The 26,839-nt window shown below is 38.2% G+C and carries 26 protein-coding genes; 16 read left to right on the top strand and 10 right to left on the bottom strand.

Annotated elements, in window-relative coordinates; translation table 11 throughout:
• Positions 1-55: 55 nt before the first annotated feature.
• The 4 genes from hutG to hutH form a co-directional block, all read right to left on the bottom strand.
• Positions 56-1,060, bottom strand: coding sequence for a formimidoylglutamase (gene hutG, locus QE382_RS13075; protein ID WP_307186277.1), 1,005 nt, complete (start codon positions 1,058-1,060; stop codon positions 56-58).
• Positions 1,057-3,075 carry a urocanate hydratase gene (hutU, locus tag QE382_RS13070; protein WP_307186276.1) on the bottom strand — a complete coding sequence of 673 codons (2,019 nt, stop codon included), beginning with the start codon at positions 3,073-3,075 and terminating at the stop codon, positions 1,057-1,059. The genes hutG and hutU overlap by 4 nt, the downstream gene beginning before the upstream one ends.
• Positions 3,076-3,079: 4 nt before the next feature.
• The gene (gene hutI, locus QE382_RS13065; RefSeq protein WP_307186275.1) at positions 3,080-4,186 is read right to left on the bottom strand and encodes an imidazolonepropionase; all 1,107 of its coding nucleotides are present in this window, start codon (positions 4,184-4,186) and stop codon (positions 3,080-3,082) included.
• A gap of 152 nt (positions 4,187-4,338) precedes the next feature.
• Positions 4,339-5,898, bottom strand: coding sequence for a histidine ammonia-lyase (hutH, locus tag QE382_RS13060; protein ID WP_307186274.1), 1,560 nt, complete (start codon positions 5,896-5,898; stop codon positions 4,339-4,341).
• 77 nt (positions 5,899-5,975) lie between these two features.
• Here hutH and QE382_RS13055 point away from each other — a divergent pair, with 77 nt between their 5' ends.
• From QE382_RS13055 to QE382_RS13030, 6 genes are all read left to right on the top strand, one after another.
• Entirely contained in the window at positions 5,976-6,875 is a 900-nt protein-coding gene (locus tag QE382_RS13055) for a LysR family transcriptional regulator (RefSeq protein ID WP_307186273.1), read from the top strand.
• 145 nt (positions 6,876-7,020) lie between these two features.
• On the top strand, positions 7,021-7,311 hold the full coding sequence (locus tag QE382_RS13050) for an antibiotic biosynthesis monooxygenase family protein (RefSeq protein ID WP_293937736.1): 291 nt from the start codon (positions 7,021-7,023) through the stop codon (positions 7,309-7,311).
• A gap of 110 nt (positions 7,312-7,421) precedes the next feature.
• The gene (locus tag QE382_RS13045) at positions 7,422-7,928 is read left to right on the top strand and encodes an S-ribosylhomocysteine lyase (protein WP_307186272.1); all 507 of its coding nucleotides are present in this window, start codon (positions 7,422-7,424) and stop codon (positions 7,926-7,928) included.
• Complete coding sequence (locus QE382_RS13040) at positions 7,929-8,567, top strand: 5'-methylthioadenosine/S-adenosylhomocysteine nucleosidase family protein (RefSeq protein WP_307186271.1); 639 nt, start codon at positions 7,929-7,931, stop codon at positions 8,565-8,567.
• Positions 8,568-8,840: 273 nt separating this feature from the next.
• Positions 8,841-11,024 carry a bifunctional alpha,alpha-trehalose-phosphate synthase (UDP-forming)/trehalose-phosphatase gene (locus tag QE382_RS13035; protein ID WP_293957580.1) on the top strand — a complete coding sequence of 728 codons (2,184 nt, stop codon included), beginning with the start codon at positions 8,841-8,843 and terminating at the stop codon, positions 11,022-11,024.
• Positions 11,024-12,835, top strand: a complete 1,812-nt coding sequence (locus tag QE382_RS13030) for a glycoside hydrolase family 15 protein (RefSeq protein ID WP_307186270.1) — start codon at positions 11,024-11,026, stop codon at positions 12,833-12,835. Before QE382_RS13035 ends, QE382_RS13030 begins: the two co-directional genes overlap by 1 nt.
• A gap of 109 nt (positions 12,836-12,944) precedes the next feature.
• Here QE382_RS13030 and QE382_RS13025 read toward each other — a convergent pair whose 3' ends face one another.
• Together QE382_RS13025 and QE382_RS13020 are read right to left on the bottom strand one after the other, a co-directional pair.
• Complete coding sequence (locus tag QE382_RS13025; protein ID WP_293957582.1) at positions 12,945-13,214, bottom strand: hypothetical protein; 270 nt, start codon at positions 13,212-13,214, stop codon at positions 12,945-12,947.
• Between the two features lie 177 nt (positions 13,215-13,391).
• The gene (locus QE382_RS13020; protein WP_293957583.1) at positions 13,392-13,970 is read right to left on the bottom strand and encodes a hypothetical protein; all 579 of its coding nucleotides are present in this window, start codon (positions 13,968-13,970) and stop codon (positions 13,392-13,394) included.
• Between the two features lie 159 nt (positions 13,971-14,129).
• Between QE382_RS13020 and QE382_RS13015 the strand changes: the two genes are divergently transcribed.
• Positions 14,130-14,447, top strand: coding sequence for a hypothetical protein (locus QE382_RS13015; RefSeq protein WP_307186269.1), 318 nt, complete (start codon positions 14,130-14,132; stop codon positions 14,445-14,447).
• A 103-nt stretch (positions 14,448-14,550) separates the two neighbouring features.
• On the opposite strand, the gene QE382_RS13010 is transcribed toward QE382_RS13015, so the two are convergent.
• Complete coding sequence (locus tag QE382_RS13010) at positions 14,551-14,790, bottom strand: hypothetical protein (RefSeq protein ID WP_293957585.1); 240 nt, start codon at positions 14,788-14,790, stop codon at positions 14,551-14,553.
• A gap of 392 nt (positions 14,791-15,182) precedes the next feature.
• Between QE382_RS13010 and QE382_RS13005 the strand changes: the two genes are divergently transcribed.
• From QE382_RS13005 to QE382_RS12975, 7 genes are all read left to right on the top strand, one after another.
• Complete coding sequence (locus tag QE382_RS13005; RefSeq protein ID WP_209579282.1) at positions 15,183-15,686, top strand: RNA polymerase sigma factor; 504 nt, start codon at positions 15,183-15,185, stop codon at positions 15,684-15,686.
• A 100-nt stretch (positions 15,687-15,786) separates the two neighbouring features.
• On the top strand, positions 15,787-15,981 hold the full coding sequence (locus QE382_RS13000; protein WP_307186268.1) for a hypothetical protein: 195 nt from the start codon (positions 15,787-15,789) through the stop codon (positions 15,979-15,981).
• 304 nt (positions 15,982-16,285) lie between these two features.
• Entirely contained in the window at positions 16,286-17,269 is a 984-nt protein-coding gene (locus tag QE382_RS12995) for a DNA topoisomerase IB (protein ID WP_307186267.1), read from the top strand.
• 106 nt (positions 17,270-17,375) lie between these two features.
• Entirely contained in the window at positions 17,376-18,131 is a 756-nt protein-coding gene (gene ku, locus QE382_RS12990; RefSeq protein ID WP_293957588.1) for a non-homologous end joining protein Ku, read from the top strand.
• A 165-nt stretch (positions 18,132-18,296) separates the two neighbouring features.
• Positions 18,297-18,923 carry a hypothetical protein gene (locus QE382_RS12985; RefSeq protein ID WP_307186266.1) on the top strand — a complete coding sequence of 209 codons (627 nt, stop codon included), beginning with the start codon at positions 18,297-18,299 and terminating at the stop codon, positions 18,921-18,923.
• Positions 18,924-19,075: 152 nt separating this feature from the next.
• Positions 19,076-21,244, top strand: coding sequence for a GAF domain-containing sensor histidine kinase (locus QE382_RS12980; RefSeq protein ID WP_307186265.1), 2,169 nt, complete (start codon positions 19,076-19,078; stop codon positions 21,242-21,244).
• Positions 21,245-21,356: 112 nt separating this feature from the next.
• The gene (locus tag QE382_RS12975) at positions 21,357-21,659 is read left to right on the top strand and encodes a hypothetical protein (protein WP_307186264.1); all 303 of its coding nucleotides are present in this window, start codon (positions 21,357-21,359) and stop codon (positions 21,657-21,659) included.
• Between the two features lie 63 nt (positions 21,660-21,722).
• Here the strand turns inward: QE382_RS12975 and QE382_RS12970 are convergent, their stop codons facing one another.
• The gene (locus tag QE382_RS12970; protein ID WP_307186263.1) at positions 21,723-22,379 is read right to left on the bottom strand and encodes a response regulator transcription factor; all 657 of its coding nucleotides are present in this window, start codon (positions 22,377-22,379) and stop codon (positions 21,723-21,725) included.
• Between the two features lie 10 nt (positions 22,380-22,389).
• Positions 22,390-23,109: a hypothetical protein gene (locus QE382_RS12965; RefSeq protein WP_307186261.1), complete on the bottom strand. Its 720-nt coding sequence runs from the start codon at positions 23,107-23,109 to the stop codon at positions 22,390-22,392.
• A 357-nt stretch (positions 23,110-23,466) separates the two neighbouring features.
• Here QE382_RS12965 and QE382_RS12960 point away from each other — a divergent pair, with 357 nt between their 5' ends.
• Both QE382_RS12960 and QE382_RS12955 read left to right on the top strand, forming a co-directional pair.
• On the top strand, positions 23,467-23,973 hold the full coding sequence (locus QE382_RS12960; RefSeq protein ID WP_307186260.1) for an RNA polymerase sigma factor: 507 nt from the start codon (positions 23,467-23,469) through the stop codon (positions 23,971-23,973).
• 672 nt (positions 23,974-24,645) lie between these two features.
• Positions 24,646-25,998 carry a GH1 family beta-glucosidase gene (locus QE382_RS12955; protein WP_307186259.1) on the top strand — a complete coding sequence of 451 codons (1,353 nt, stop codon included), beginning with the start codon at positions 24,646-24,648 and terminating at the stop codon, positions 25,996-25,998.
• Here QE382_RS12955 and QE382_RS12950 read toward each other — a convergent pair.
• Positions 25,985-26,746, bottom strand: coding sequence for a hypothetical protein (locus tag QE382_RS12950; RefSeq protein WP_307186258.1), 762 nt, complete (start codon positions 26,744-26,746; stop codon positions 25,985-25,987). The genes QE382_RS12955 and QE382_RS12950 overlap by 14 nt on opposite strands.
• Between the last annotated feature and the right edge of the window lie 93 nt (positions 26,747-26,839).

The following is a 26,839-nucleotide window of genomic DNA, read 5'->3' as shown; positions in this document are numbered from 1 at the left end:
CCCGGCCGTTCCTTAGACTACCGTGAGAGTAACTGTCTAACGTGCTTTACGGTGTTTATTCAATCTTCGCTGCTAATTTATTTACCAGCTTAAATAGTAGATCAGCCGCTAATTTGGCTGTCCTCGAATCAATATCAAAATGCGGATTTAATTCAGCCAAATCGACAGATCGCAGATTAGGTAGATCCAAAAGAAAATCGTAGATCATAAAAAATAGCTGATCTGGGACTATGCCATTATATGCCGATGCACTCACTCCAGGGGCATAGGCTGAAGAAAAGGCATCAAGATCTATGGTTAAATACACATAATCCACCAATTTGGAAAAACCAATTATTTTGTCCCGAATCTCATCAAGTTTCTCATTGACCAAACTATCGCGTTCTATAATCTTTACATTCTTTTCGCAAGCATAATTTAGTAATCCCTTGGTATTGCTTATTTCCTGAATTCCGATTGCTAAGTAATGAAAAGGCAGACCTGCTGCCGATTGATCCTGTTCAATTTGATAGAATCCCGTTCCAGAATTTCCTTTGCCATCCTGTAAGGCACGAATATCTAAATGCGCATCCAAATTAATGATACCTAAACTTTCATTCACGTTTTTTAGATATTGACTAACCCCTAGATAATGGCCGTAGGTAATTTCATGACCTCCGCCTAATATGACGGGAAATCCTTCTCGTTCGAGAATAATTTTCAAAGCAGCCCCCAAATGTTCCTGACATGATTCTAAATCATTGTCTTTTAATATGATGTCACCGCAATCATTAAGTTTAAGTTTATCTGGAAAATAAACAGGAAGGTTGGCCAATACATTCCGAAGTACGGCAGGGCCATCTTTTGCTCCTACTCGTCCCTGATTTCGTGCAACGCCTTCATCACTACAGCATCCAAGAAAAGCGATGGCTTGTTCCAAATCGGATGGTTCATGAAGGTCAACACAATTCATTACTTGATGCCAGCGCATCCATTCGCGACTCTGACCATCTACACGTCCTTTCCAAACAGCTTGGTCGCCTTTGCTATATATTTCAGGATCATTCAACAAGCGTTTCATTCGTTCACATCAAATAATTGTTCAATAATTTGGTCATCAACAAGATGCGCACGGGTAACTAATAATTTAACATTTCCTTCCATCGCACGGCCTAGCGCCTGGTTTGCCTCCTTGTTTCTAGCCCAGGCACGTCTAGCAATCCCATTATTCACATCAAAAAATAACATTTTTTCCAATTTAACAACCACTTCGTCTGAACCATCTAACAGGAGGCCAAAGCCACCGTTGATTACTTCTCCCCACCCGACGCCACCGCCATTGTGGATAGAAACCCAAGTCGCGCCTCGAAAGCTATCTCCAATGACGTTATGAATAGCCATATCCGCTGTGTATTGACTTCCATCATAAATATTGCTGGTTTCCCGATAAGGGGAGTCTGTTCCGCTAACGTCGTGGTGGTCTCTACCCAAAACAATCGGCCCTTCAAATAAACCAGTTTTTACCGCTTCGTTAAAGGCCTTTGCAATAGCAATACGTCCAATGGAATCGGCATATAAGATGCGCGCCTGAGAACCGACGACGAGTCTATTTTTCTCAGCTTCTTTAATCCATTGTATATTATCTTGCAGCTGCTGCTGAATTTCTAAGGGGGCTTCTGCTCGAAGATCGTCTAAAACGGTCATGGCGATTTCGTCAGATTTTCTCAGGTCCGAAGCCCTCCCTGAGGTGCAAACCCAACGGAATGGCCCAAAACCGTAATCAAAGCACATGGGACCAAGAATATCCTGCACATACGACGGATAGCGGAATTGGTCCTTTTTATCATTCCAGACTGCTGCGCCGGCACGGCTACTTTCCAAAAGAAATGCATTTCCGTAATCGAAGAAATACGTTCCTTTGCACACATGCTTATTGATCGCATCAACATGTCGTACCAAGCTTTCTCGCACACATTGCTTAAATTTGTCCGGTTCACTCGCCAATAAAACATTTGCTTCATCAAAGGTTAATCCCATGGGATAATATCCCCCGGACCACGGATTATGCAATGATGTCTGATCAGACCCTACGGTAATGTGGATATTTTCACGATCGAAAGCCTCCCATACTTCAACTATGTTACCGATATAGGCAAAGGATACTATTTTCTTTTGTTCCACTGCCCGTTTTACCTGTCTAACGAGCTCCTGTATGCTCACTATCAATTGGTCAACCCATCCCTGCTCATGTCGTTTTCTTGCTGCGTCAGGGTTTATTTCAGCGCATACCGTTATGCATCCCGCAATATTACCCGCTTTAGGCTGGGCTCCACTCATTCCCCCCAGTCCAGAAGTCAAAAAAACCTTACCTTGTATGGTATCATCTACCGCCAAATGTTTCCGGAATGCATTCATAACCGTAATAGTCGTTCCATGCACAATACCCTGCGGGCCGATATACATGTACGAGCCGGCTGTCATCTGTCCATATTGCGTAACGCCCAACGCGTTGAAACGTTCCCAGTCATCCGGTTTCGAATAGTTTGGAATCATCATGCCATTGGTTATCACAACACGAGGAGCATCTTTTGAAGATGGAAAAAGTCCCATCGGATGACCACTGTAAAGATGTAATGTTTGTTCATCAGTCATTTGAGATAGATATTGCATAGTAAGACGATATTGAGCCCAATTTTGAAATACGGCTCCATTCCCACCATAAGTAATCAATTCGTGCGGATGCTGTGCGACCGCAGGATCGAGGTTGTTCTGAATCATCAACATAATTGCCGCCGCCTCCTTACTTAAGGCCGGATAATCAGCTATTGGTCGGGCATACATTGTGTATTGTGGTCTAAAACGGTACATATAAATTCGCCCATAGTCGCGAAGCTCCTGTAAAAATTCAGGCGCTAAAATGGCATGCCAGAGATTAGGGAAATAGCGTAAAGCATTACGTATAGCTAGCATCTCTTCTGATTTCGTAAGAATATTCTTTCGTCGGGGAGCGTGGCTGATTGTGTGATCACGCTCTACCGTTGGAGGTAGTGTGGTAGGAATGCCTTCCGCAACCTCTCGCTTAAATGTATCTTTCATGATGTTATATTGATAATACTTCCATACCATTTTTCCATACCGCTGTAGGCTGCAAACTTCCTTGGTAATATGTAATATCCTGATAATTGTCGGTATTAAATAAACTAAAATCTGCACGCATTCCTTTCACCAAAATTCCCCTGTCAGACAAGTTCAATGCCTTCGCCGCACGGTAAGTTAATGCCGCGAGTAGTTCAGCATTGGTCAATTTTTCTGCTGCTGCCAAAATCGTCGCACTTGTCAATAACTGCCCCATCGGAGCAGACCCCGGATTCCAATCACTACCTATGGCTAGGCATGCGCCTGCATCTAACAGTTTTCTAGCAGGTGTAAAACCGCAACCCAATCCGATAGAAGCGGCAGGTAAAGCCACCGCGACAGTGTCCGACTGTGCGATAAGTTCAATTTCAAAAGCTGTTGATGCTTCAAGATGATCCGCAGATATAGCACCCAGTTCCACCGCAATCTGGCTTCCAGAAGTCGTAAACTGATCGGCATGAATTGTCAGATCAAAACCCATATTTTTTGCTCTCTGTAAATAAGCGACAATGTCTTCTCCCTGAAAAGCTGCTTTTTCGATAAATGCATCTATCCGATTTGATAGCCTTTCGGATTTTAATGCCGGAAACAGAACTTCAGCCAGCATATGGAGATAATCTTTTGCAGACCCATTGAAGTCGCGCGGAAGCATATGTGCTGCCAAACAAGTTGGGATAAGGTCTGGTTGTATTTGTCGATCTGATTCGCGGATGACACGCAATAATTTAAGTTCTTGTTCAACGTCAAGTCCATAACCGCTTTTAACTTCGATCGTTGTGATCCCCTGTTTCAATAGTAAATGTGCCCTCCCTATGGTGAGGCCTACCAATTCTCGGGCATCACAATCCCTTGTATGGGATACGGTACTCCAGATCCCCCCTCCTGCCGCCGCGATTTCCAGATAGCTTGAACCGGCATTTCGAAGGGCGAAATCATTTGCACGACTGCCTGCGAAAGCAATATGTGTATGGCAGTCAATAAAGCCTGGCAAAACGACCTGATCTCCCTCGATATGGATAAGATCCACCTGCTGCCCCCCATTGTTGTTGTAATTGATCAAAAGCTGCCACATCCATTATCGTGTTTCCTGCAATTAAAATTCCCCCCTCATCAATAATAAACAATTGGCTATCGTCAATTGGCCCCTTTATCGGCATATTTGACAGGGTTAATATTTGCCTAAAAGGCCCAACTAATTTTAACTCCTTTTTCATCATTCTTAGTTTAAAACAACTCAAATTGCTGTTTCAGTTCTGCAGCAATATCTCCAGCAGCATATTGAGCATGCAATGCAATAAGGTCTCCTGATTTTACCAATTTTAACGCTTCGGTCAGCAGCTCTTCCATTGGCTGGTCCGATTCAATATGTGGTATGGACTGACGGATGCTCTCATGGATAGCTTCCAGTGCAGCAGTTGATGTTAACGGTTGATGATAATCTTTGGCTTGGGCGGCACACAACAGTTCAATGCTCAATATTTTGTCAACATTGTCAATCACCTGCAAAAGTTTTCGTCCGGAGACAGATCCCATACTCACATGGTCTTCTTGACCTAAAGAAGTTGGAATGCTATCGGCACTCGCCGGAAAACAGAGTCCTTTATTCTCACTTGCGAGGGCGGCCGTGCTATATTGAAGGATCATAAATCCTGAATTAAGTCCAGTTGATTTCATCAACAATTTGGGTACAGCGTTGGTTTGGCCTTCTAAAGACAAATAGACCCTCCGATCGGAAATATTCCCAATTTCAGACGCTGCCAGTGTGGCATAGTCCAAAGGTAATGCAATAGATTGCCCATGAAAGCTACCACCGCTAATCGTAAGTTCATCATTAATAATCACAGGGTTATCAGTCACTGCATTTATTTCAATTTCGATGGTGTCCTTTAAATGAAACCAAGCGCTCCGTGATGCGCCATGGACTTGAGGAATACAACGCAAAGAATAAGGATCCTGCACACGGGAACAGTGTTTGTGACTTTCCAAAATAGCTGATCCATGAAGCATATGGAAGATGCTTGCAGCAACATAACGATTTCCCTTATGTGGTCGTAATTCATGTAGCTCCGAAAAGAAGGGTTTTATAGAGCCATTTAACCCTTCAATCATTAAAGAGGCAATAATATCGGCATTTTGAAGCATGCGATATAGTTCAATGACGCCGATAACGCCATGCGCTGCCATAAATTGAGTCCCATTGATCAGCGCCAGCCCTTCTTTTGCGCCTAATTGAATCGGAGCCATACCGTATTTTTCCAAAATGGCGGCTGTATGCACAACATTCCCTTTCACCCTGACTTTTCCTAAACCAATTAATGGTAAAAATAAATGAGACAAAGGGGCTAAATCACCTGACGCTCCCACAGATCCTTGTTTTGGCACAATAGGAATGATATCGTTCTCAACATGCCAAATCATCCGCTCAATTGTATTGTATTGAACACCCGAAAATCCTTTAGAAAGCGCGTGAATTTTAAGAATAAGCATCAACTTAGCTAAATCATCGCTTATAGGTTCACCCACACCGACCGCATGGCTTTTAAGAATATTTTCCTGTAATAATTGCGTTTGACCGGCATCGATGCGTGTGGTACAGAGCGGACCGAAACCCGTGTTGATCCCATAGACGACCTCGCCGCGCCCAACTATTTTGCTGACATAACTGGCGCTTTGATCGATCTTTTCCCTGACGTCCGACGATATCACTCCCCGAACCAATCCTTTCGCTATTGCTAAGGCTGTGGAACAAGTCAAATGCCCACTGCCATATAAAAATTTATCCATCTCCCAATCTGCTTTACTCAAAAGTACTTGCTATATTTGATAAGCAGAAATACCATTTTCATCATCAATTGATAACCATGAATTATCAAATAGAGTTTAGACACTTATTATATTTCAAAGTATTGGCCGAAGAATTACATTTCCGGAGGGCGGCGGAAAAATTATTTATTGCACAACCGGGTTTGAGCAGGCAAATTAAGCAGTTGGAGGAATGTTATGGGGTATTACTTTTTGAACGTACTAAGCGGAGTGTCGTGTTAACAGAGGCCGGAATGTATCTCTTTAAAGAGGCACAGGAGTTATTTAGACATTTAACACAAATAGAAACTCAACTTCAGAGCTATGCCAATGGAAAAATAAGTACCTTAAAGCTCGGTTTTATCGGATCAGCTGTTCAGACTATTTTGCCTGAATTACTGATAAAACTAAAAAAACAGCAGCCCGACATTGAGTTATCTCTTCACGAATTGGCAAACGAAACGCAGCTCGATCTGCTGGAAAAAAAAGAATTGGACTTGGGATTCGTCCGACTCTCCGAAGCCCCGCTTGGACTGAGTAGCCAGCCGATATATACGGAGCATTTCAGTCTTGTATTACCCAATAACCATCCGCTTTTGACGTCTCAACATCCAAGTCTGGATCACTTAAAAGACGAATCATTTATCTTGTTTTCCAAAAACTATAGTTACTCCTATTACGATCTGGTCATGAGTATTTTCAGTGATCATAAGTTTATTCCCAAAGTAACGCTTCGTACAGTCAATGCATTGACTATATTTAATATGGTGGCTCAGGGGCTCGGTGTTGCAATTGTTCCGTCTTCCTTAAAAAATGGATACCATGTTGATGTTTCGTTTTTGGAACTGGATGATCTACCACAGCGAACAACACTTTCATTAGTTTGGAACGCCCAAAATCGTAATCCTGGAATTCCTTTAGTCCTCCAGCTTATGAATTTACGAGTCAACAATGCATAAATACATCTGATACATTGGTAAGACCTAAATCCTTTTTAAATTGCATATAGAATAAATTTCCTGGATAAGATTGTCACTGTATTGCATATAAAAAACAAATTCTCTAAGTTTGATATATTACTAAACTTACATACAAAACGAAATTATGATTTTAGAAGTAGCTGTATTACAAATTATTGAAGGGCAACAATCCAATTTTGAGAGAGATTATAAAACTGCTTGCCAGTATATCAGTGCAAGTAAAGGTTATATCACGCATTCTCTCCGTAAATGCATCGAAAAGGATAATCAGTACATCCTGTTGGTGGAATGGGAAACTTTAGAGGACCATACCATCGGTTTCAAGGAGTCTGCATTATTTAAGGAATGGGAGAAACTTTTACATCACTACTACGATCCATTTCCAACAGTCGAACATTACGAAGTATTAAAATAGTCGTTCTTTAGCCCTATTCTATAATAATCTAGTATCTTTGTAGAAATTTTTAACATTTAACTTTTAACCCCCTATAAGGCCACAAGCTTTGTAGCACTGAACAGATTAAGATGTACACAAAAGAAAAAGCAAAAGTAAATAGTTTTACGGTAGATCATACCAAATTGAAACAAGGGATCTACGCGAAAGCTTCTACGACCAATAACAGCAATGTCGAAAACTATACAACTTACGACATTCGAATGATTAGGCCGAATTCACCTGAGCGTATGTTGTCTCCTGAAGTGATGCACACACTGGAGCACTGCTTTGCAACGGAAATTAGAACGATTTTAGGTGATGAAGTCATTTATGTGGGCCCGATGGGATGCTGCACAGGATTTTATGTTGTATTGGCCGGAACAGAGCGAACTCCTCAAAACGTAGCGGAGTTGATGAAGGAGGTTCTTGAAATAATTCTTACAGCTGGATATGAAGTTCCTTTCCAAAATCCTATTAGTTGTGGAAATTATACTTTCATGGATTTTGATTCCTCAAAACAAGCTTGTGTTAACTTTTTAAATTTAATCACTGCTGGAAAATTGGAATTTGAATACCCATATATTGAAGAAAATTAAATGATCCTGAATAAAGATATTGAAACAATAATCTTGGTAGCAAATAAGAACGAACTATCTTTTCCTTCGCCAAGTAAATCCACTTACATCTATGAAATTGGTGTTGGCAAAGTAAATGCGCTCTTGTCTGCCGCCAGACTTTACGAAGACATTAAAACACTGGAAATTAATCCAATTGTTCTCAATGTTGGTACAGTAGGCTGTACACGGTATCCGATTGGTCACGTTCTTTATCCTTCCTATTATGCACAAGGAGACGCTTATACGGATGGATTTTTTCTAGAGAACACATTATTTTTTAAGGGGCGGGGAGTATTGGAATCAATATCGGTTGATGAATTTAATTACGAAGATGCACTTTTGACATCAGATCGTTTTATCCATGTAAATTCATCTTTTTATCAAGATATTAAACATTTAAACCCTATGGCTTTTGACATGGAATCTTATGCGCTAGCAAATTTCTGTTTCCAAAAGAATCTTGCCTTTCATAGTATTAAAATCGTTTCAGACAACTGTGATGGCACAGTGAAAGATTGGGAAAGTATTTTAGGAGAAATTTCAGGTAGACTAGGTAACATACTCCATCAATTCATGAAAAATCTGGACGCAGAAAAAGCTCCAGCCAGCCTATCGTAATCCAATTGAAAATACCCTGTTAAGGCCTGTAAAAACTACAGGCCTTTTTTCTGCTATTTCTTTACTTACTATTCTGAATATAAATGCACCAAAGATTGTTCGTCAGATATTAAAATAAGCCAAAATATGCTTCGCCTTCGTTCCAATTGACCCTGGTAATTTGAATTTATCCAAACTATTTTCCGCCAAGGTTGTTAAAACAATGGATTAAATACCCACCGTTATATTCGATATAACTCTTCTACACGACAAATAAATCGATCTAATATTCTTATGAAAAAAAAGAAGAAAATAATAATTTCAAATAGACTGCCGATACAAATAGAACGAAAAAAAGAAAAATTAATCATCAAACCCAGTGCAGGAGGACTGGCAACTGGTTTAAATTCAGCCTTTGAAACAGATGCGATCTTATGGGTTGGATGGCCGGGAATTGTGCCTAAAGATGAAGAGGAACAGGAAAAAATTATTGAGCTTCTAAAACCGATGAATTTACTTCCTGTCTTCTTATCGAAAGACGAAATTCGCAATTTCTATGAAGGATATTCCAATGAGGTGCTTTGGCCTATCTGTCACTATCAACCGAGCTACATCCATTTTGATCCCGAATATTGGTCTACCTATGTCGCAGTGAATAAAAAGTTTTGTGAAGCGGCTCTTTCTATCGATCAGCTGTCCGATTTCATCTGGGTTCAGGACTATCAGCTTATGCTACTCCCACAGTTGCTGCGCTCAGAAAATCAAGAACTCAACGTCGGTTATTTTCATCATATTCCCTTCCCCTCTGAGGAATTGTTTATGAACATCCCACAGCGAAAAGAATTAGTTGAAGGCTTGCTCGGAGCAGATCTTATCGGATTTCATACCTTTGCTGATAGCCAAAACTTTCTAAATGCCTGCAAAAAAATTCTCCACGTTTCTTCGGGACATAATCAGTTAAAATATAAAGACCGACACATTTTTATAGAGTCTTTTCCCATGGGTATCGACTTTCAAAAGTTTGTTGAAGTCAGTACTGAACCTAAAGTTCAGGCTGTAGCTACCCAATTTAGAAGTCACTTTCCTGATCAAAAAATAATAATCTCAGTCGACAGGCTCGATTATAGTAAAGGTATTTTAGAAAGACTGCGTGCTTACCTGACCTTCCTCCAAAAATACCCTGAATGGCACGCCAAGGTTGTTTTATATATGCTGATCGTACCATCTAGAGATAAGGTATCGCAATACAAAAAGTTGAAAGATGAGATTAATCGAACAGTAAGTGAAATCAATTCCATTTATGGAAACCTTAGTTGGACACCAGTATTATATTTCTACAAATCGCTTCCATTCGAAGAGCTGGTTGCATTATATGTTGCATCAGATATTTGTATGATTACTTCCACTCGGGATGGAATGAATTTGGTCAGTAAAGAATACATCGCCAGTAAAACATTATCGAAAGGTGTATTGATATTAAGCGAATTTGCAGGTGCTTCCAAAGAACTCGTTGATGGATTGATAATCAATCCATTTAATCGTATGGAAACTGCAGATAGTATTTATATGGCGCTAACAATGGCTCCTGAAGAGATTCAGGAACGGGCAGACTCCAATATGCAAATTATCAAGAAGTTTAATGTGCAGCATTGGGTCCAGCTCTTTACTAATCGATTAGCTGAAACTAAGGCTATACAGCGTGACGAATGGGCCAGAAGAATTTCGGACAAGGTATTTAACAGTATTTCTGAGCGCTATAGCAAAAGTAGCAATAGACTTTTCTTTCTGGATTATGACGGCACACTGGTCAAATTTCAGAATCATGCGCAAAAGGCAACGCCCACAACGCTACTCTATAACCTTTTGGATAACATTATTTCAGATCCCCTGAATACGTTAGTTATCATAAGCGGCCGTTCTCAGGAGAGTTTATCTTCTTGGTTTGATGGCCGGTCCTATTATCTCGTTGCGGAACACGGCATTTGGTCTAATTTCCCCAATTTCAGCTGGTCATATAAAAAAGGATTAGCGCTTCATTGGATGCCCGAAGTAAAAAAGCTGATGGAAAAATTAGCCGATCAAACCCCAGGTGCCTTCGTGGAAGTTAAGCCATATTCATTAGCATGGCATTATCGCAAAGTCGAACTCGGATTGGGAGAACTAAAGGCAACTGAACTTAAAGAGGTATTGAATCCAATGTTGAACGAATATGGATTACAGTTGTTGGATGGAAATGCTGTGATTGAGGTTAAAAATACAGAAGTTAACAAAGGTAAGGCTGCATTGGAAATCGCCGGCCATATAAAGCCCGATTTTATGTTGGCAATTGGTGATGATATTACCGATGAGGATTTATTCCGTTACCTACCTCAGTCGACCATAAGTATCAAAGTAGGCAGTAATAAATCTGCAGCAAAATATTATTTAGATGAACAAGAAGATGTTCTTCAATTTTTAGATCAACTTATTATAAAATAATGAGCGAAAACATTACTGAAAAAAGACATACCTATCAATCTGGAATCATTGGTAACTGTTCTTATATTGCACACGTCGGCATCGACACAAACATATCCTGGCTGTGCTGGCCGTCTTTTGAGGACAGCTTTGTATTCGGCAGCATGATTGATAAAAATCAAGGCGGAACATTCAGGATTAGTTCTGAAGAGCCTATTGTTGAAACGAAACAATATTATATCAAAAATTCCAATGTACTCTGTACAGAAATCCATACCGATTCCTATGGTTACCGTATAACAGATTTTGCACCACGGTTCGAACAATTTGGCCGGTATTTTAAGCCGCTAATGTTGATACGCAAAATCGAACCCCTCTATGGGGCTCCAAGTGTCAACATCAAGTGTCAGCCGACGGGCGATTATGGCCGTGTGACGCTCAAGCCTACACGCGGAAGCAATCACATTCTTTATACCAGTGACCAGATAGGAGAACGAATTCGGTTAACTACTGACATGCCCATTTCTCACTTCTTCCAGGATGACAGCTGGACCATCATAAGTGAGAACAGATATCTTGTACTCACCTATGATTCGGCCTTTGAATCGGCCATTGAGAGTACTTGTGAAGATTTTCTGCAAAAGACAATCAGTTATTGGCAACGTTGGATCAAACGATGCAGTATTCCCAATATTTACCAAAAAGAGGTTATCCGATCAGCGTTGGTGCTCAAGCTTCACCAATATGAGGACACGGGAGCAATTATCGCCGCCTCAACCACTAGTTTACCTGAATATCCAGGTTCTGGAAGAAACTGGGACTATCGTTATTGCTGGGTACGCGACAGCTATTATGTACTGACGGCTCTAACACATATTGGCCAATTTGAAGAAATGGAAAGCTTCGCGAATTACATTGCTGGCATCACTCATCGTAATCCCGGAAGACTCCAACCGCTTTACGGTATTCTTGGCACCACAGAGCTTACAGAACATATCTTACCTTACTTGGAAGGTTATCAAGGAAGTGGCCCTGTGCGAATTGGAAATCAAGCTTTTGAACATATTCAAAATGACGTTTATGGTCAAGCAATGATTGCATTACTGCCACTCTTCACTGATCAGCGCTTTAAAATTCATGAGAATAAAAACGTTTTGGGATGGGTGAATTTCATCCTCGAAAAAATTGAGGCGACGATAGAGGAAAAGGATGCGGGCATCTGGGAATTCAGAAATTTTGCAAACCACCATTGCTATTCTAACTTATTTCAATGGGTTGGTTGCAAAGCGGCCCTACTTATTGCGCGTCAAAATGGCTACCAAGACATGGAAGATCGCGCAAATATTCTCCTAAAAAAGGCAGAAGCATATATTGAGGCTTGTTATGATGATAATCGTAAAGTGTATCAAAATGCAATAAATAGCAGTAATCTGGATGCCAGCACGTTGCAGCTGATCGTAATGGACTACTTAGATCCAAAATCTGAAAAGGCACGACATCATCTCGAAATGCTGGAGAAAGATTTAAAGGGAGAAAATGGCCTTTTCTATCGGTATAAACATCAGGATGATTTCGGTAAACCTAAATCGACTTTTTTGGTCTGTGCATTTTGGTATGTCGAAGCGCTGGCCTGTGTTGGAAGGGTCGATGAGGCAAAAGAGATTTTAGAGCGTTTACTGACCTACAGTAATCACCTCGGTTTATTCAGTGAAGATGTTACTGAGGAAAATGGAAGTCAGTGGGGTAACTTTCCTCAAGCATACAGCCATGTCGGATTGATGAATGCTGTGTATCGTTTAGCGATAAAGTTAGATAAGCCAATTTTTCATTAATACAAAGATGTGCGATTAATAAAAGTTAATCGCACATCTTGATATTTAAATATATACGCAGTCGAGACAGATGACTGTCTTGTATGTCTAGTTTAAATCCTTTAGTGATTTAAATGAATGCCTGCTTGTATTGATTGAAATGTTCACAGATCTCCTCCATCTCAATTCGCTTACCCATCAAATCGATAAAACGATTTTTGTACAATGAAAATATATAAAATCCTGTCGCCAAACTTCCGACAATAAAAATACCCTCAAATGCATTGCTCTTCACTAACTTGTCGTTAAGATGGCACTCTTTAAGTAATGGAATATTGTAAGAAGACCATTTACCCATCCTATCTTTAAGTACCAATCCAATATTCTTTGTTGCTGTCATCGTTTCGCTTGTTTTTGAAGAAACATCTACTGCACCCTATTTGTTTTCTGAATTTTATTCTTTTGAAAAGAAAAAGTCTTTTATACAAAAGCGTACGTAATAATACGTTCACAAAAAAAGCATGTTTCCAATTTATTTTAGAGACATGCCTTTCTAAGTGGAAATTAATTTCCCTATTTACCGCTTACCTGGTAAATAGATTTGAAAACCTACGCCAAAGCCTAATCCGCTTGCCCCACTACCGGTATTGATATTCGCTTTACTATAGTTATAGCCAAACGTCGTTTCCAATGCAACTGTTCTAGTTATAAAATGAGCATAACCAACATTTGCCCCTACGGCAAGAGCAACATCATTACCCTTTGAACTTCCCGAAATACCGATATCACCCTGCCCAAAAAATCTTCCTGTGGTTGATCCAGCATTTGGAAAATAATATCTTACGAATGGCGCAATGCCGTAAGTCCAATCATTATCGGCATCCTTGATAGTAGTAAGGCCAAGATTAGCCTGCGCCCCAATGGCTAAACCATCGGAAACAAAATAACCTGCTCTCGGTTGAAGTGCTACATTAAATGACTTTCCTTCAAAACTATAACCTAAATTGCCGATCGATCCACCAACCATCCAGTTTCCCTGACGTATCGGTTCAATACCAACATCTGAAGACATCTGAGGAGTTGTCTCAATTTTTTGGGCGTGCGCTTGATAACCAATACCCGCTGTTATTAATAAAAGAAGTGTAAATTTTCTCATTGCATCTCTATATTATAATTTATAAATAACGTTAATTGAATTAATAACAAGATCGGTAAATGAAAAGTTTTGAATTTTTTATTAAACTTTACGCGATACATTTTATAAAAAAGAATCAACCAATAAGAGTTCATACATGTTCTCTTTAAAAAAAAAATTATGAATGCAGCAATTCGATTTAATGATACGTATACACAGTATCTTAACAACAATGCGCTATTCCTAAACGGGATAGACCCCTTAGACAACGATCCATCGACACATGACGGTGGCCGTACGTATACTCCCCCGAAGGTACCCGATCTTGATGATGTAACTCCTGATCTATATTATCCAGAAAATGGCGATGGACCTGACCCAAGTGAGGAAGAACAGCGTGATCGCAACAATAAGGAAAAAATCCAGACAGAAGAAGATCACGACGGAGCACATCCAAATCGTTCTGAACAAGATGATGATGATTTGGAATCGATTTAAAAACAAAAAAAACTTCCTCGGTTGAGGGAGTTTTTTTAGACAAACGCTGTAACAAATTTATAAAGCTTATCCTTTATAGGCCTAATCACTGTTATCAACAATACTACTTACCGCTAATACTGTCCTTTCTTAGTGTATCTGCTAGACTCGTATCTTTCTGCATGCTCATCTTTTGCTGCTCGCTTAAATTATACCGTGTCTCATCCGCATCAGTCGGCGCAATGTTGTCCGATTGACCCGCTCCTCCAGAAGTATTGTTTTTGGAATTTTGACAGGAGAATAACATTACGCCCCCCACCATTAATGTCGATGCAACTAATGCAAATTTTCTAGTCTTCTTCATAGTCTAATTGTTTTTATATTAAATATTTATCTAAGAACCACAATCAAAACTAATTAGTTTAACAAAAAGACAAAAAAGACTTTTGGATACCGTGGATGAAAATAGACGTTCATCACGTTCAATTAAAAACGTAGCACCCCGTAATTTAGACATTTCTTCAGGGAACAAATACCCTTTCAAAATCAGGTCAATTGATGCTGATTGATGATTAAGATTGCGTGAAGTTTGCCTTATTGTAGTTTTTCTGCTACAAAAACAATTATTCTGGTCATACGTATTTTTCCCATATAGCTGTTTGAAAGAAGTTATAGAAGAATTAAAATCGAAAAATTAGCACTCTAATTGCACTTACTTCCCCAAATAAAACATCCATCAATTTAACAAACGGTACTATGAGCAATTACAATTTAAATTTATTAGTCGAAGAAAAGAGAAGCCTTTTGAAACATTTTGCTGGTAAATTTACGAATGATCCAGATGAAAAAGAGGATTTAATTCAAGAAACACTTATTCGTGCATTAAAATCGATTGATGATTTTATCCGCCATCCCAAATTAATGTCTTGGCTATATGTTATCATGAAAAATGTATATATCAACCAATATCGCAAGGCTAAACGAATTACCGATATCCACGACACGTATATCGGTCTAGAGAGCAGCAATACGGTTGAAGCCAATAAAAGCGAGAATAAATTCATTGCGGACGACATTGAAAAAGCCATGTGCAGTTTATCAGAAGAGAACTACCAGGTGTTCCAGATGTTCCTTGAAGGGTATAAATATCATGAAATAGCATCCTATTTTGGCATTCCAGAAGGAACAATCAAAACGAGAATACACATGACGAGGAAGAAGCTGCAAAAGCAACTCAAGGTGTATAAAAAGGCGGCTTGAGACTCAACATTAAACTAAAACAAACTTAATATGCTAAGGTTATCTTATTACCAAGATCCTAATAGATATAATGATTCGCAAATTAATAGAAATAAACGGTATGAAATCACGAGTTAAAATCACAAATCAGCAAGGTACGGTCATTGCGCTCATTATTTGCGGTGGTCCTATTGGAAAAGGAACTGTCAAAGCCATTGAGCAGGGACAAACTTTAAATGGATCAGGCAACAAACCGATCAAAACAGATAATGAGAAAGATAAAAAGACCTTCTATGCTGATCGAGAAAATAAATAGAAAAACTCCATTAAAAAGGCTGCCTTAAAGCGGCCTTTTTAATGGAGTTTTTTACGATTGACGGTACGGGATATACCAGCGTTTAAATCACTGCTGTTGTGTTAAAATAATATTGCTGGTTTGATAAAACAGAACTGATGTTTATTTCGTTCTATTAACCGAAAATAATTATTCACTCAACAAGAAAAACAAATGGAAATATAAATATTTTAATGGGCTATAGCAGCGCAGGAGTATATCAAGATGCTTGGAAACAGGACCAAGCTATCTTAAATAATGGATCACGTCTACTTTAAAGAGTAATATGAAAATAAAGGCTGGATATACCAGAAAGAAAATAGGCAAATCTTTTAAATATTTCGATATGTCCGGAAAGGAAGTTTCGGATCAAAAGATTTTAGATAGAATTTCGAAGCTAGTAATTCCACCCAATTGGAAGGATGTTTGGATTGCTAAAAGTGCCAAAAGCGATTTGCAGGCTTTTGGGTTCGACCAGAAAGAGCGTAAACAGTACATTTATCATTCGAAGTTTGTTGACGAAAGGCAAGCGGCTAAATTTAGCACCATCCTCTTTATGGGTAAATATTTGCAGGAATTGAGAAAAATCAGCACAAAACATCTTAAGCGAGAGCAGTGGGATATGAATAAACTGTGTGCAATTGCTTTTAAAATAATGGATAGTACGCTCATACGTATCGGCAATAAGCGCTACACCCTCACCAATAAGTCTTATGGCCTGAGCACATTGGAAAAAAGACACGTGACTATTGCAAACAACACGATATCCTTAGCTTACAAAGGCAAAAAGGGTGTTTTTCAACAAAAATCATGGTCCAATAGTCAACAGGCAAAGCTATTGACAGAACTTCTAAAAATAAAAGGGAAAAGGATATTTCAGATTGATAGCGCAGATTGCGAAAGTAGCTTCTGTGGTTCCGCTTTTAATCACTATCTGCGGGAAAATTCGAAAGGTCAGATCAGCTGCAAAAGTATTCGCATTTGGGGAGCTAGTAGAGAAGCGTTCTATCAGCTTGCGCAAACCAAACCGGCTGAGGCTATAAATGCACGGAAAAGACAACTCAATAACGTGATTAAAAGTGTTGCTGAACAACTTGGTAATACCAAGACAGTGTCACAGAAATATTATGTGCATCCGGCAATACAGCGCATGTTTATGGAGGGACAGTTTCCAACGATTAAAGATAAATTACCGTTAGCTAAGCTCGAAGATAAATTATTCCGTTTTCTGCGGAAGAATAGTCAAGCAGGCGTTGCAACAGCTACATAATCTGTGATCATATTTCTTAGCAGTTGATCTGAGAAAGCTATTTTATGAAATTTAAAACCATTTCATGCGCATCGAGGTTCTGCTCATAATACTAAAAAGATTATTTATGCGTGCAATTTGGACAGGAGCTATTGGTTTTGGTTTGGTCAATATCCCAATTAAATTATACAGTGCAACTGAAAGTGCTTCGTTAGATTTAGATATGCTCGATCGGAAAGATTTAGCCAATATTAAATTTAAGCGCGTAAACGAAAACACTGGCAAAGAGGTGAAATGGGACAATATTGTCAAAGGATATTTTATGAAAGATCATTATATCGTTTTGGAAGATGCAGATTTTGAGGATGCAAGTCCAGAAAAAACAAAGTTGATCAATTTACATGCATTTGTAAAGGTAGCGGATGTTGATAGTGTGTATTTTGAGATGCCCTATTATTTAGAGCCACAGAAAGGTGGTGAAAAGGCGTACCAACTCTTGATAAAAGCCCTTCAAAAAACAAAGATGGCCGGTTTAGGATCTTTCGTTATGCGGAACGTTGAACACCTAGCGATTATAAAGCCTTATGAAAATGCATTAGTATTGAATAAAATTCGTTATCAACAAGAGATCAGAACGCTCGATGGGCTAAAACTACCGAATAAGATAAAAATTCAAAAAGCAGAGATGGACATGGCAACACAGCTAATTGAACAACATAGCACATCTTTTGATATTAGTAGCTATAAAAATGAATATATGGACGACCTTTTAAAAATAATTAAACAAAAAGATAAGGGTAAGCGACCAACCATTCGAAAGATGAAAGTTAAGCATACAAAGGCGGATGATTTGCTTGCAAAACTTAAAGCTAGTTTAGGCTAATCGAAGGAGGTGGCATCGAGCCGCAATGGCCACAGTGAGGTCAATTATAGGATAAATTCCAACTAACTTCATGCTGCATAAATAGCGTTACACGTTAAATTGATAGTAATATCTAGAAAGCTAAAAATAACAGAAGGTTTTATTATTCAAAGAAAAGGAGGAAATATGAAAAATATCATTCCAGAACAGAAAGATGGCAAACGCCTAGATTGTTTTGAGTCGCTGGAGTTTCCAAGTGAGGCTATTGCTAGTATGGCTTTTGATTTAGCGGTAGATAATCTAAAGAACGTGAATCAGTGGTATGAGCTGGCAGAGCTTCCGGCTGCAGTATTTCAGCTCACTTCGGGCTACGGCACGCCCATCGAACGCTTGTTGGAATTGCATGATTACATTAGACTAGATATTCCTGGTCCTGGACTTCCATCTAGCGGTGGTTACGACTGGGTAACTGTAGTTAATATTATGTCCGAGAAAACTGCGGACTATAAAGTATTTGCAATCACACTGAAACCCTGCCCCGATCCAAGTCATCCAGATGATAAAAATACAGCCCACTTTTTTGAAGGAATTTCATCATCTACTTTTCTGATCGAACAACGTAGAAACAGCTTGCTGTTTCAATATGCTGGTAGAAATGAGATCATCAACGTAGACAACGAGAACTTAAGCGACAACATTCGAAATTATTTCGTTGGTTTAGCGGCCAAATTGGGTGCCTCCTATCCACAATGGAAATCACTTATTAAAGGTATGGCCAACGCCGTGGCGAAAAAGTTTGATGTGCAACTTTAGTTAATTTTTCCGAAAAGAAGGTTCTATACTTTCTTGTATTGCTTTGGAGCACTTCAAAACAATTTTTTTTATGACCTTAACACAGTAATTTTTGGCTGAATTACAGTAATTTATCCGTATATTAGCTATGTCATAAGGAATCTTGGTGTAGCATGAATCATACTTATCAATCTAACAGCCAATTGGTCAATAAGCTTCAATCATTTGGAAGCCTCGTCGTTCTAAACCGGGATTTTATCGTTGTCGGAATATCAGAATCTGCGTTATATGCGAATTTTTCAAAAGAAAGTATCTTAGGAACGAATTTTTTTCATAGTGTAAGCGATCTGTTTGGTGAATCATACATGAAGGTCAAAAATGCATTGACTGGTTTTATTGATAGCCAACAGTCAAGCCATAATTTAACCATTAAAGTAAATAAAGAGCGTATCTACGTAAAATTGCGAAAACATGATCCATTCATTTATTTAGAATGGGAAAGACAGCACAAAAAAAACATCGCTGCCAAAAAAATTAATGAACTAAATTTTCTGCTCGATAGCATTCAACCCAATAATTGGGATCTCGTATGTGCTGCAGTGAGCAAATTACTAAATTACGATCGGGTTTTTGTTTTACACATTCAGGAAACAGGTTATAGTACAGTGGTTGCCGAGCATACTGTAAATGGAAAATCTCATTTCAAAGGAAAGGAATTCTCAAAAGATTTTATGCCCGAGCAAGCTTTGGAATACTATAAAAGCTATTCATATCGATATGCCCCACATATTGAAATCGAGGGGCAAGAATTTTATTCTACGGACGATAGTATTGATTCTCTATCGAGTTTGTTATCTCCATTACCGGAACTTCATCGTCTCTTTTTAAAAAAAATAGGTGTGCAAAGCGCCTTGTTTTTTCGCATTTGTATCGATGAAGACTTTTGGGGACTTGTAGTTGCCCAGAACAAAGAAAAATGTTTAGTTGATCTGCAACAGCGAAAACTATGTACATTCGCCATCCAGGCAGCAGCCAGCAAATATGAAAGCTATATCAAACAGAATCTTTTGGAAAGAACGGAACTTCTTAAAAATGCTGAAGAAGAGCTGAAGAGAAGCTTAGCTGAAAATAAGATGGTAAATTGTGCTCTCATTCAGCATATGGATATTTTAACCCAACTGGTACATGCAGATGGTTTGGCTATATTCAACCATGGTGATATTTTTAACTATGGGCATGCCCCCAATAAAACCCAATTTTATGAAATTATACAATTTCTCCAAAATCATACCGATAAGGCAGTCTTTAAAGATTACAATTTTCGCCTGAATCATCAGGATAAGTTTAACGATAAACTTGGTTTTGCAGGTTTAATGTATTTAAAAGTCGGTCTGGAAAGCGATTATTATATCGTTTGGTTTAGAATTGAAAACCGTAGTCAGGTGATGCAGATGATGTTGCAAAATACAGAACGTGAAAACAAACGACTCAAAATTTGGGAGGATATACGATATGATGTCGCCAAACCTTGGAATGATGCTGAAATCAATTTCGTTCTTCGCCTAAATCAAATCATCAAAGAGTCTATTTTCGCTAAATTAAAAGAACGCCAATTGCTGAATGAGGAGCTTCTCAGTTTAAATAATGAGTTGGAAATGTTTACCCATACCTTATCACACGATTTGAAGAATCCATTGTCCATCTTAAAAATGGGAATACAATTCCTACAACAGCACCCGGACAATATTGACTTAACAAAAATCAACAGATGGTATCAGAATTTCAACCGTAGTGTTACAAACATAGAAGATATCATTAATAATATGGTTCAAATAAGCCAACATCGCTCTAGCATTTTAGACAAAGAACCAATTTCGATGGCATACACAATACAGCGTATATTTCAGGAAAATAGCATGCTGTATAATGTTAATAATTGTCAGCCCTGTTTTGGAACGCTATTACCTATATGGGGCGAAAAAAGTGCAGCATATCAAATTTTTTCAAACTTGATTATTAATGCAATAAAATATTCAGCACAATCTGATAGGCCAATAGTAACAATTGATAGTTGCCATGAAAATGACCATACGCATTATCAAATTCAGGATAACGGTATTGGAATTCCAAGTGAACAATTGCCACATATTTATGAAATGTTCACCAGGGCCAATAATGTAGGTTCAATACCTGGTACCGGCATTGGCCTGTCACTTGTCAAAAGAATAATGGAACGGTTAGGCGGAACAATAGAAATTGAATCTGAAGTCGGCCAAGGCACTACTGTCCACCTGTATTTCCCTATTGTTGAACCATTCCCTGAACAAATGTTGGTCAATTGATCCCTGATCTTGAATACTGAAATCTGTCAAACTATTTTCTACCAGACATTGTTTATTTATAGAGAGAATAGCGTCCATTAAAATGATATGTAATCAACTAAGCAAAATCGAAATGGAAGAAATATTATCACAAAGTGCAGTAGTAAAACGAGGTATTATTATTGCCTACTATTTTAGTAACATATGGTATGGAAAAGGATTACTTGGTAACCGAACAGCACCGGATCCAAATGACACTGATGCTATTGAGCACCCTGCACCAGACTTAGACGAAATCGATCCCAACGAAGAGGAAGACATCAATTATAAACATCAAGATTTAACAGAGGAAAACCATAATAAGAGAAGAGGACGAAAAAAATCATATTGTGCTGACGATGTCGAAAATCCAATTATCCCAAAAGATACAGATTGACCATTACGTCAATCTGTATTGGATATGATTAGTCATCAATACAGGAATGAATTGAACGTCCTATTAATTTAGAATACCTCTTTCGAAAGCAAATTTAACCAAATGCGCGGTATTTTTGACTCCGGCTTTATCAATTAGGTTTTGCCTATGGCCCTCGACCGTACGCTTGCTTAAAAAAATCTTGTCTGCAATTTCCACATTGGTATACCCCTCAGCTATTAGTTTTAATACCTCAAGCTCTCGATCTGAGATGTCGAAATCTTCATAGATTTCTCCCCGCAGCTGCGTATAGCTCTGTCCGGAGCTGACTTGATCCAATAATAGCATGGCGATTTCTTCACTCAGATACCGACCACCAGCAGCGATATGATTTAATCCAAACAGTAATTCGCTATAGCCTACGTTTTTAACCAAGTAACCCGAAAGACCAGATTCGAAAGCTTCAATAACATAATTGATCTGATTAAGCATGGATAATATAACCACTTTAACCGTTTCATACTGCTTTTTTATCACCTGCAATAGTTCCATCCCATCCATTTCATTCATACTGATGTCGGTCAATACAATATCTGGGACAGGATTTGAAGCTAGGAATTGGAGTGCCTCTTTTCCATTTGATGCCTCCCCAACAACATCAAATCCATCTTGCGATTCCAATAGTAATTTTATTCCGTTACGAACAACCATGTGGTCTTCAACCAATAGGATTTTTATCATTATTATCTGTTTAAATAGTCAATTTAATTATAATACCCGTCGCCAGCGAGTCATTCACAATGCGTGCGTTGTAAAGCTCAGCAATCTTTATTAAACGCATAGGATTACTTACAGACGGTGTTTTTGAGAATGCATCTCCCTGTCTAAAAAAGGGAGAAATTTTAATTAAGATCTCACATTCAATCACCTGTAATGAAATTGCAATAGCCTGAGCAGCTACCTCGTCATTTAAATATTGAAATAAAGCTGTTATGAATTTAAATAGATGGACTTGTGTCTCGCGGTGCAACTCGCTCAAATGCGGATCAAGTAACGTATCAATTGTAAAACCAGATTGATTTTTATAATTCCCTACCAATTCGTCTACCGCATGAAAAATTCCTAAGTCATTTAAAATCGGATTGTAAAGTAAAATTGCTTTATTGCGAATTTCTATAACCAAGGTCCCTAATGAATCACGTAAACTACGTAATTCTTCGAAATCACCATAGCGATTTGTAAAATTCTGAAGTGATATACGCATTCCATAAAGCTCCTGAGCCAATTCATCTCGAAAATACCGTCCTATTTTTCCTAGATCATCCTGTTGGTTTTTGATAATCGATTTATAGAAGTCCTCCTGACTACCGTCCCATGCTTGCTTCAATTCCGTATGATCTTCAAAACTTTCGCAGTGTTCTTTCTCTCCGTCCGATACGTCGAAATATATCTTTTTGTTGTCGTTCCCCATATTGCTTTCCACGTCATGTTGTACCTATAACCATTTAAATGGTACAACAGTTTTAAAAATTAATATCTATTTCTGTAAATAAAATGTACAAATTAACGCACTGCGTATAAATACGTATAAGCTGTAGATAAAAAGGGGAAATTAAGCAGGAAAACACTCATTGTTTAAGCAAAATAGACTGACTAAAAAGACTTTGACACCATAAAAAAATAAATTAAAAAACTGATTTACAATTATTTAAAAAAAACATAAACTTTATCCTAAACTTAAATACTCGCTCAGCTACAATTTCAACACTGTTTTCTAGCATCCTAATTGCAGTAAAAGCAATAAGATAGACACTTAAAATTTGATAAAATGGAAAATACAACAATCGATCAACTCTTTAAGGAAAAAAGACCTACATTGAAATATTTGGCAGCGCAATTTACAAATGATCCGGATGAGCGGGAGGACTTGGTGCAGGAAACCATGGTTAGGTCACTAGCATCTATCGAAAAGTTCCTGAAACATCCTAAATTGATGTCATGGCTATATATCATTATGAAAAATACGTATATCAATCAATATACGCGTAATAAACGACTGGAGAACTATAGAAGTGAATATATCAGCACTGGTTATCGAAATGACATGACAACGAATCGTGGAGAAAGTAATTTTGTTGCATCGGATATTCAACACGCATTAAATAGTCTTTCGAAGGACTATTACAATGCTTTTGTAATGTTCTTAGAAGGATTTAAATATTATGAGATCGCAGAGCATCTTCAAATTCCGGAGGGTACCGTCAAAACACGGATACATATGGCTAGAAAGTCATTGCAAAAGCAGCTTAAGATCTATTCAAAGAGCGTTGATTAGCATAATCGATACTTGAAAAAACAGTTTACAAAGCAGTCATGGCCGGAAAGAATTCTGGCCATTTTTATACAAACAATTTTATTAGCCTATTAAATTTATCTCTGCAACCAATTCCTCCAATTGATGTTTCGAATAGGTGTCTTCTATATATTTATTATATTTAAGCGATTACTTAATTATAAACATCATATTGAACATCAAAATGTATGAAAAAGAAATTCATTTATACTTTTAGAATGGGCTGTCGACACAGCGCGTCAAACGAATCAAACCAATATTGAACAGGAATGGCTTTAGATACATTCAATAAGGGATATGGTGGTGATGGCTTCAAAATTATACCAGAAGTTTTAGAATTCAAGAGAACGATATATACGGAATTTGAAATCAAATAGTTCTTTTCTGCCAGCTCATCGAATCATTTATTGTCTTGATATTTAATCTTTCGTTCACATCGACTTCATATAAGTTTTGTTATTTTATAGTACGATAGTTACCAAAGTTAAAAGAGATTAACGTATGTATTATGAAAACAATAAGCTATTTTGTCGAGCGGATTTTATTTAGAATCTTTTTGGGTCAATTCAGTTCCTTTTATTCACCGTTAAGATTTTACAAAACTTAATGGTTTAAAAGAATTGACATTAAGGTCCAATAATTATATTATCATACATGCTTTTAACCAAAGACGCCTTTGGCGAAGATTTTATTTGGGGAGTTTCTACAGCTGCCTACCAGATTGAAGGGGCTCATGACTTGCATGGGAAAGGTCCGTCAATATGGGATGTGTTCGTACAAAAAAGGAATCGCGTATTCCAAAATCAACATGGCAATGAAGCCTGTGATTTTTACAATCGGTATGTCCAGGATTTATATCTAATGAAGGGAATGCATATTCCTAATTACAGATTTTCTTTATCATGGAGCCGTATATTTCCAAACGGAATAGGCGAAGTAAATCAAAGAGGTCTGGATTTTTATGACCGCCTAATTGATCTATCTCTTGAACTTGGAATTACGCCATGGATTACATTGTATCATTGGGATCTACCGCATGCATTAGAGAAAAAAGGTGGTTGGGTAAACCGTGAGGTGAAAGAATGGTTTGGAGAATTCGTTTCCAAATGTGTGCAGACCTATGGCGATCGTGTCAAGAACTGGATGGTGCTCAATGAGCCTACTGTCTTCACTGCCGCGGGCTATTTCTTTGGTGTACATGCGCCGGAAAGAAGAGGCTTGGGCAATTTTTTGGCTGCAGTCCATCATGCTGCTTTAGCACAGGCACATGGAGGGCGAATCATTAAATCAATACAAGCTGATAGTCATGTTGGCACCACATTCTCCTGTTCTCACGTAGAACCTTTTTCTTCAAGGGATAAGGACATGGTAGCGGCAAAAAAAGCAGATGTATTGCTAAATCGTCTCTTTATAGAGCCGCTTTTAGGTATGAGCTATCCTACCGAAGAGATTAAAATCCTGAATAGAATCGAAAAGTACATTCAAGGGAATGATGAAAAAGATTTGAAATTTAATATGGATTTCATAGGGGTACAAAATTATACACGGGAAGTTATACGGTACGCAATGTTTGTTCCTTATCTTCGGGCGAAAATAGTATCTGCGAAAGAGCGTAAAGTGGAAATGACCGAAATGAATTGGGAGGTTTACCCAGCTTCCATCTACTATATGCTTAAAAAATTTAGTACATATCCTAATATGCCCCCTTTAATAGTCACTGAGAATGGAGCTGCGTTTGCCGATCAAGTTGAAAATGGTATGGTTCATGATGCAAAAAGAGTTACCTATTTACAGGATGCTATAAAACAAGTTTATCGTGCAAAACAGGAAAATGTAAATATTAAAGGATATTTTGTATGGACTTTTCTTGACAATTTCGAGTGGGCAGAGGGCTATCGTCCAAGATTTGGACTTGTTTATGTTGATTTCAAAAATCAAAGGCGTATTATAAAATCTTCTGGGCAATGGTACGCAAATTTCTTAAATAACAACGCTAGTCATTTTTAGGATGGTGATGAGACTTATCAGTAATTTTTAATAAAATTACTGAAAGAAGTATTGCCAAAACGAAGGCCAAAATTGTGCTATAAAAATTTCTTCCGTTATCGGCAAAAAAATAGATTGCAAGTCCCGCGGAAATAGCAGGTATAGCAATAACCGTTAATTTAACCCAAGCTATTCTTTCCTCTCCTTGGCGAACACTTTCCAGTTCAAGAGTATTGGTAAGATGAGGCATGCGCTCCTGAAAAAAATTTAGGATGAGGTCTATATCTTCTGTATTTAGTTCACGAGGACGAATGAGGCACTCTCTTAGGGCAATAACTAAATTTTGTCGATCACGTTTCACAAAGATGATGTCGGCTATCTTAAACCGTTTTTTATAGCCCATGGGATTCATTGAGTACCCTTTGTAATCACTATCTTCTGGGCATAGACACGTAAACTCAGTAGAATTCAACGAAAATACAATATGGGTACGGTGAAGTCCAATTTCCTTGAATGTAGAAATCGCAGGCTTAACTGCTGTAAAACAGGTAGTTTGCAGCAAAAATATCCCGAAAGACAGATTAAATATCCACGATAAAAAAAAGCTTAAACTAATAAATCCAAAAATAAACCAGATTATATAGGACCAAATATCTACTTTACGAATGATTATTAAAATCAAAATCGTACCTATCAAAGGACCAATACTTGCTTGCCAATCCCAAAATATACTGACAATCCCAAGGGTTGAGAATACTGTATAATTCAATAATAGAAAGTAATCTGACTTCTTTAACAAGTTAGCTCGCTTAATCTCAATGATACTCTCCAATGTTGCCTATGATAAAATTAAAAAATATGT

Origin of the sequence: Sphingobacterium zeae (genome assembly GCF_030818895.1) — a bacterium.
GTDB classification, from domain to species: Bacteria; Bacteroidota; Bacteroidia; order Sphingobacteriales; family Sphingobacteriaceae; genus Sphingobacterium; species Sphingobacterium zeae.
The sequence above is the reverse complement of the archived record's forward strand: the minus strand, read 5'-3'. Positions and strand labels throughout refer to the sequence as shown.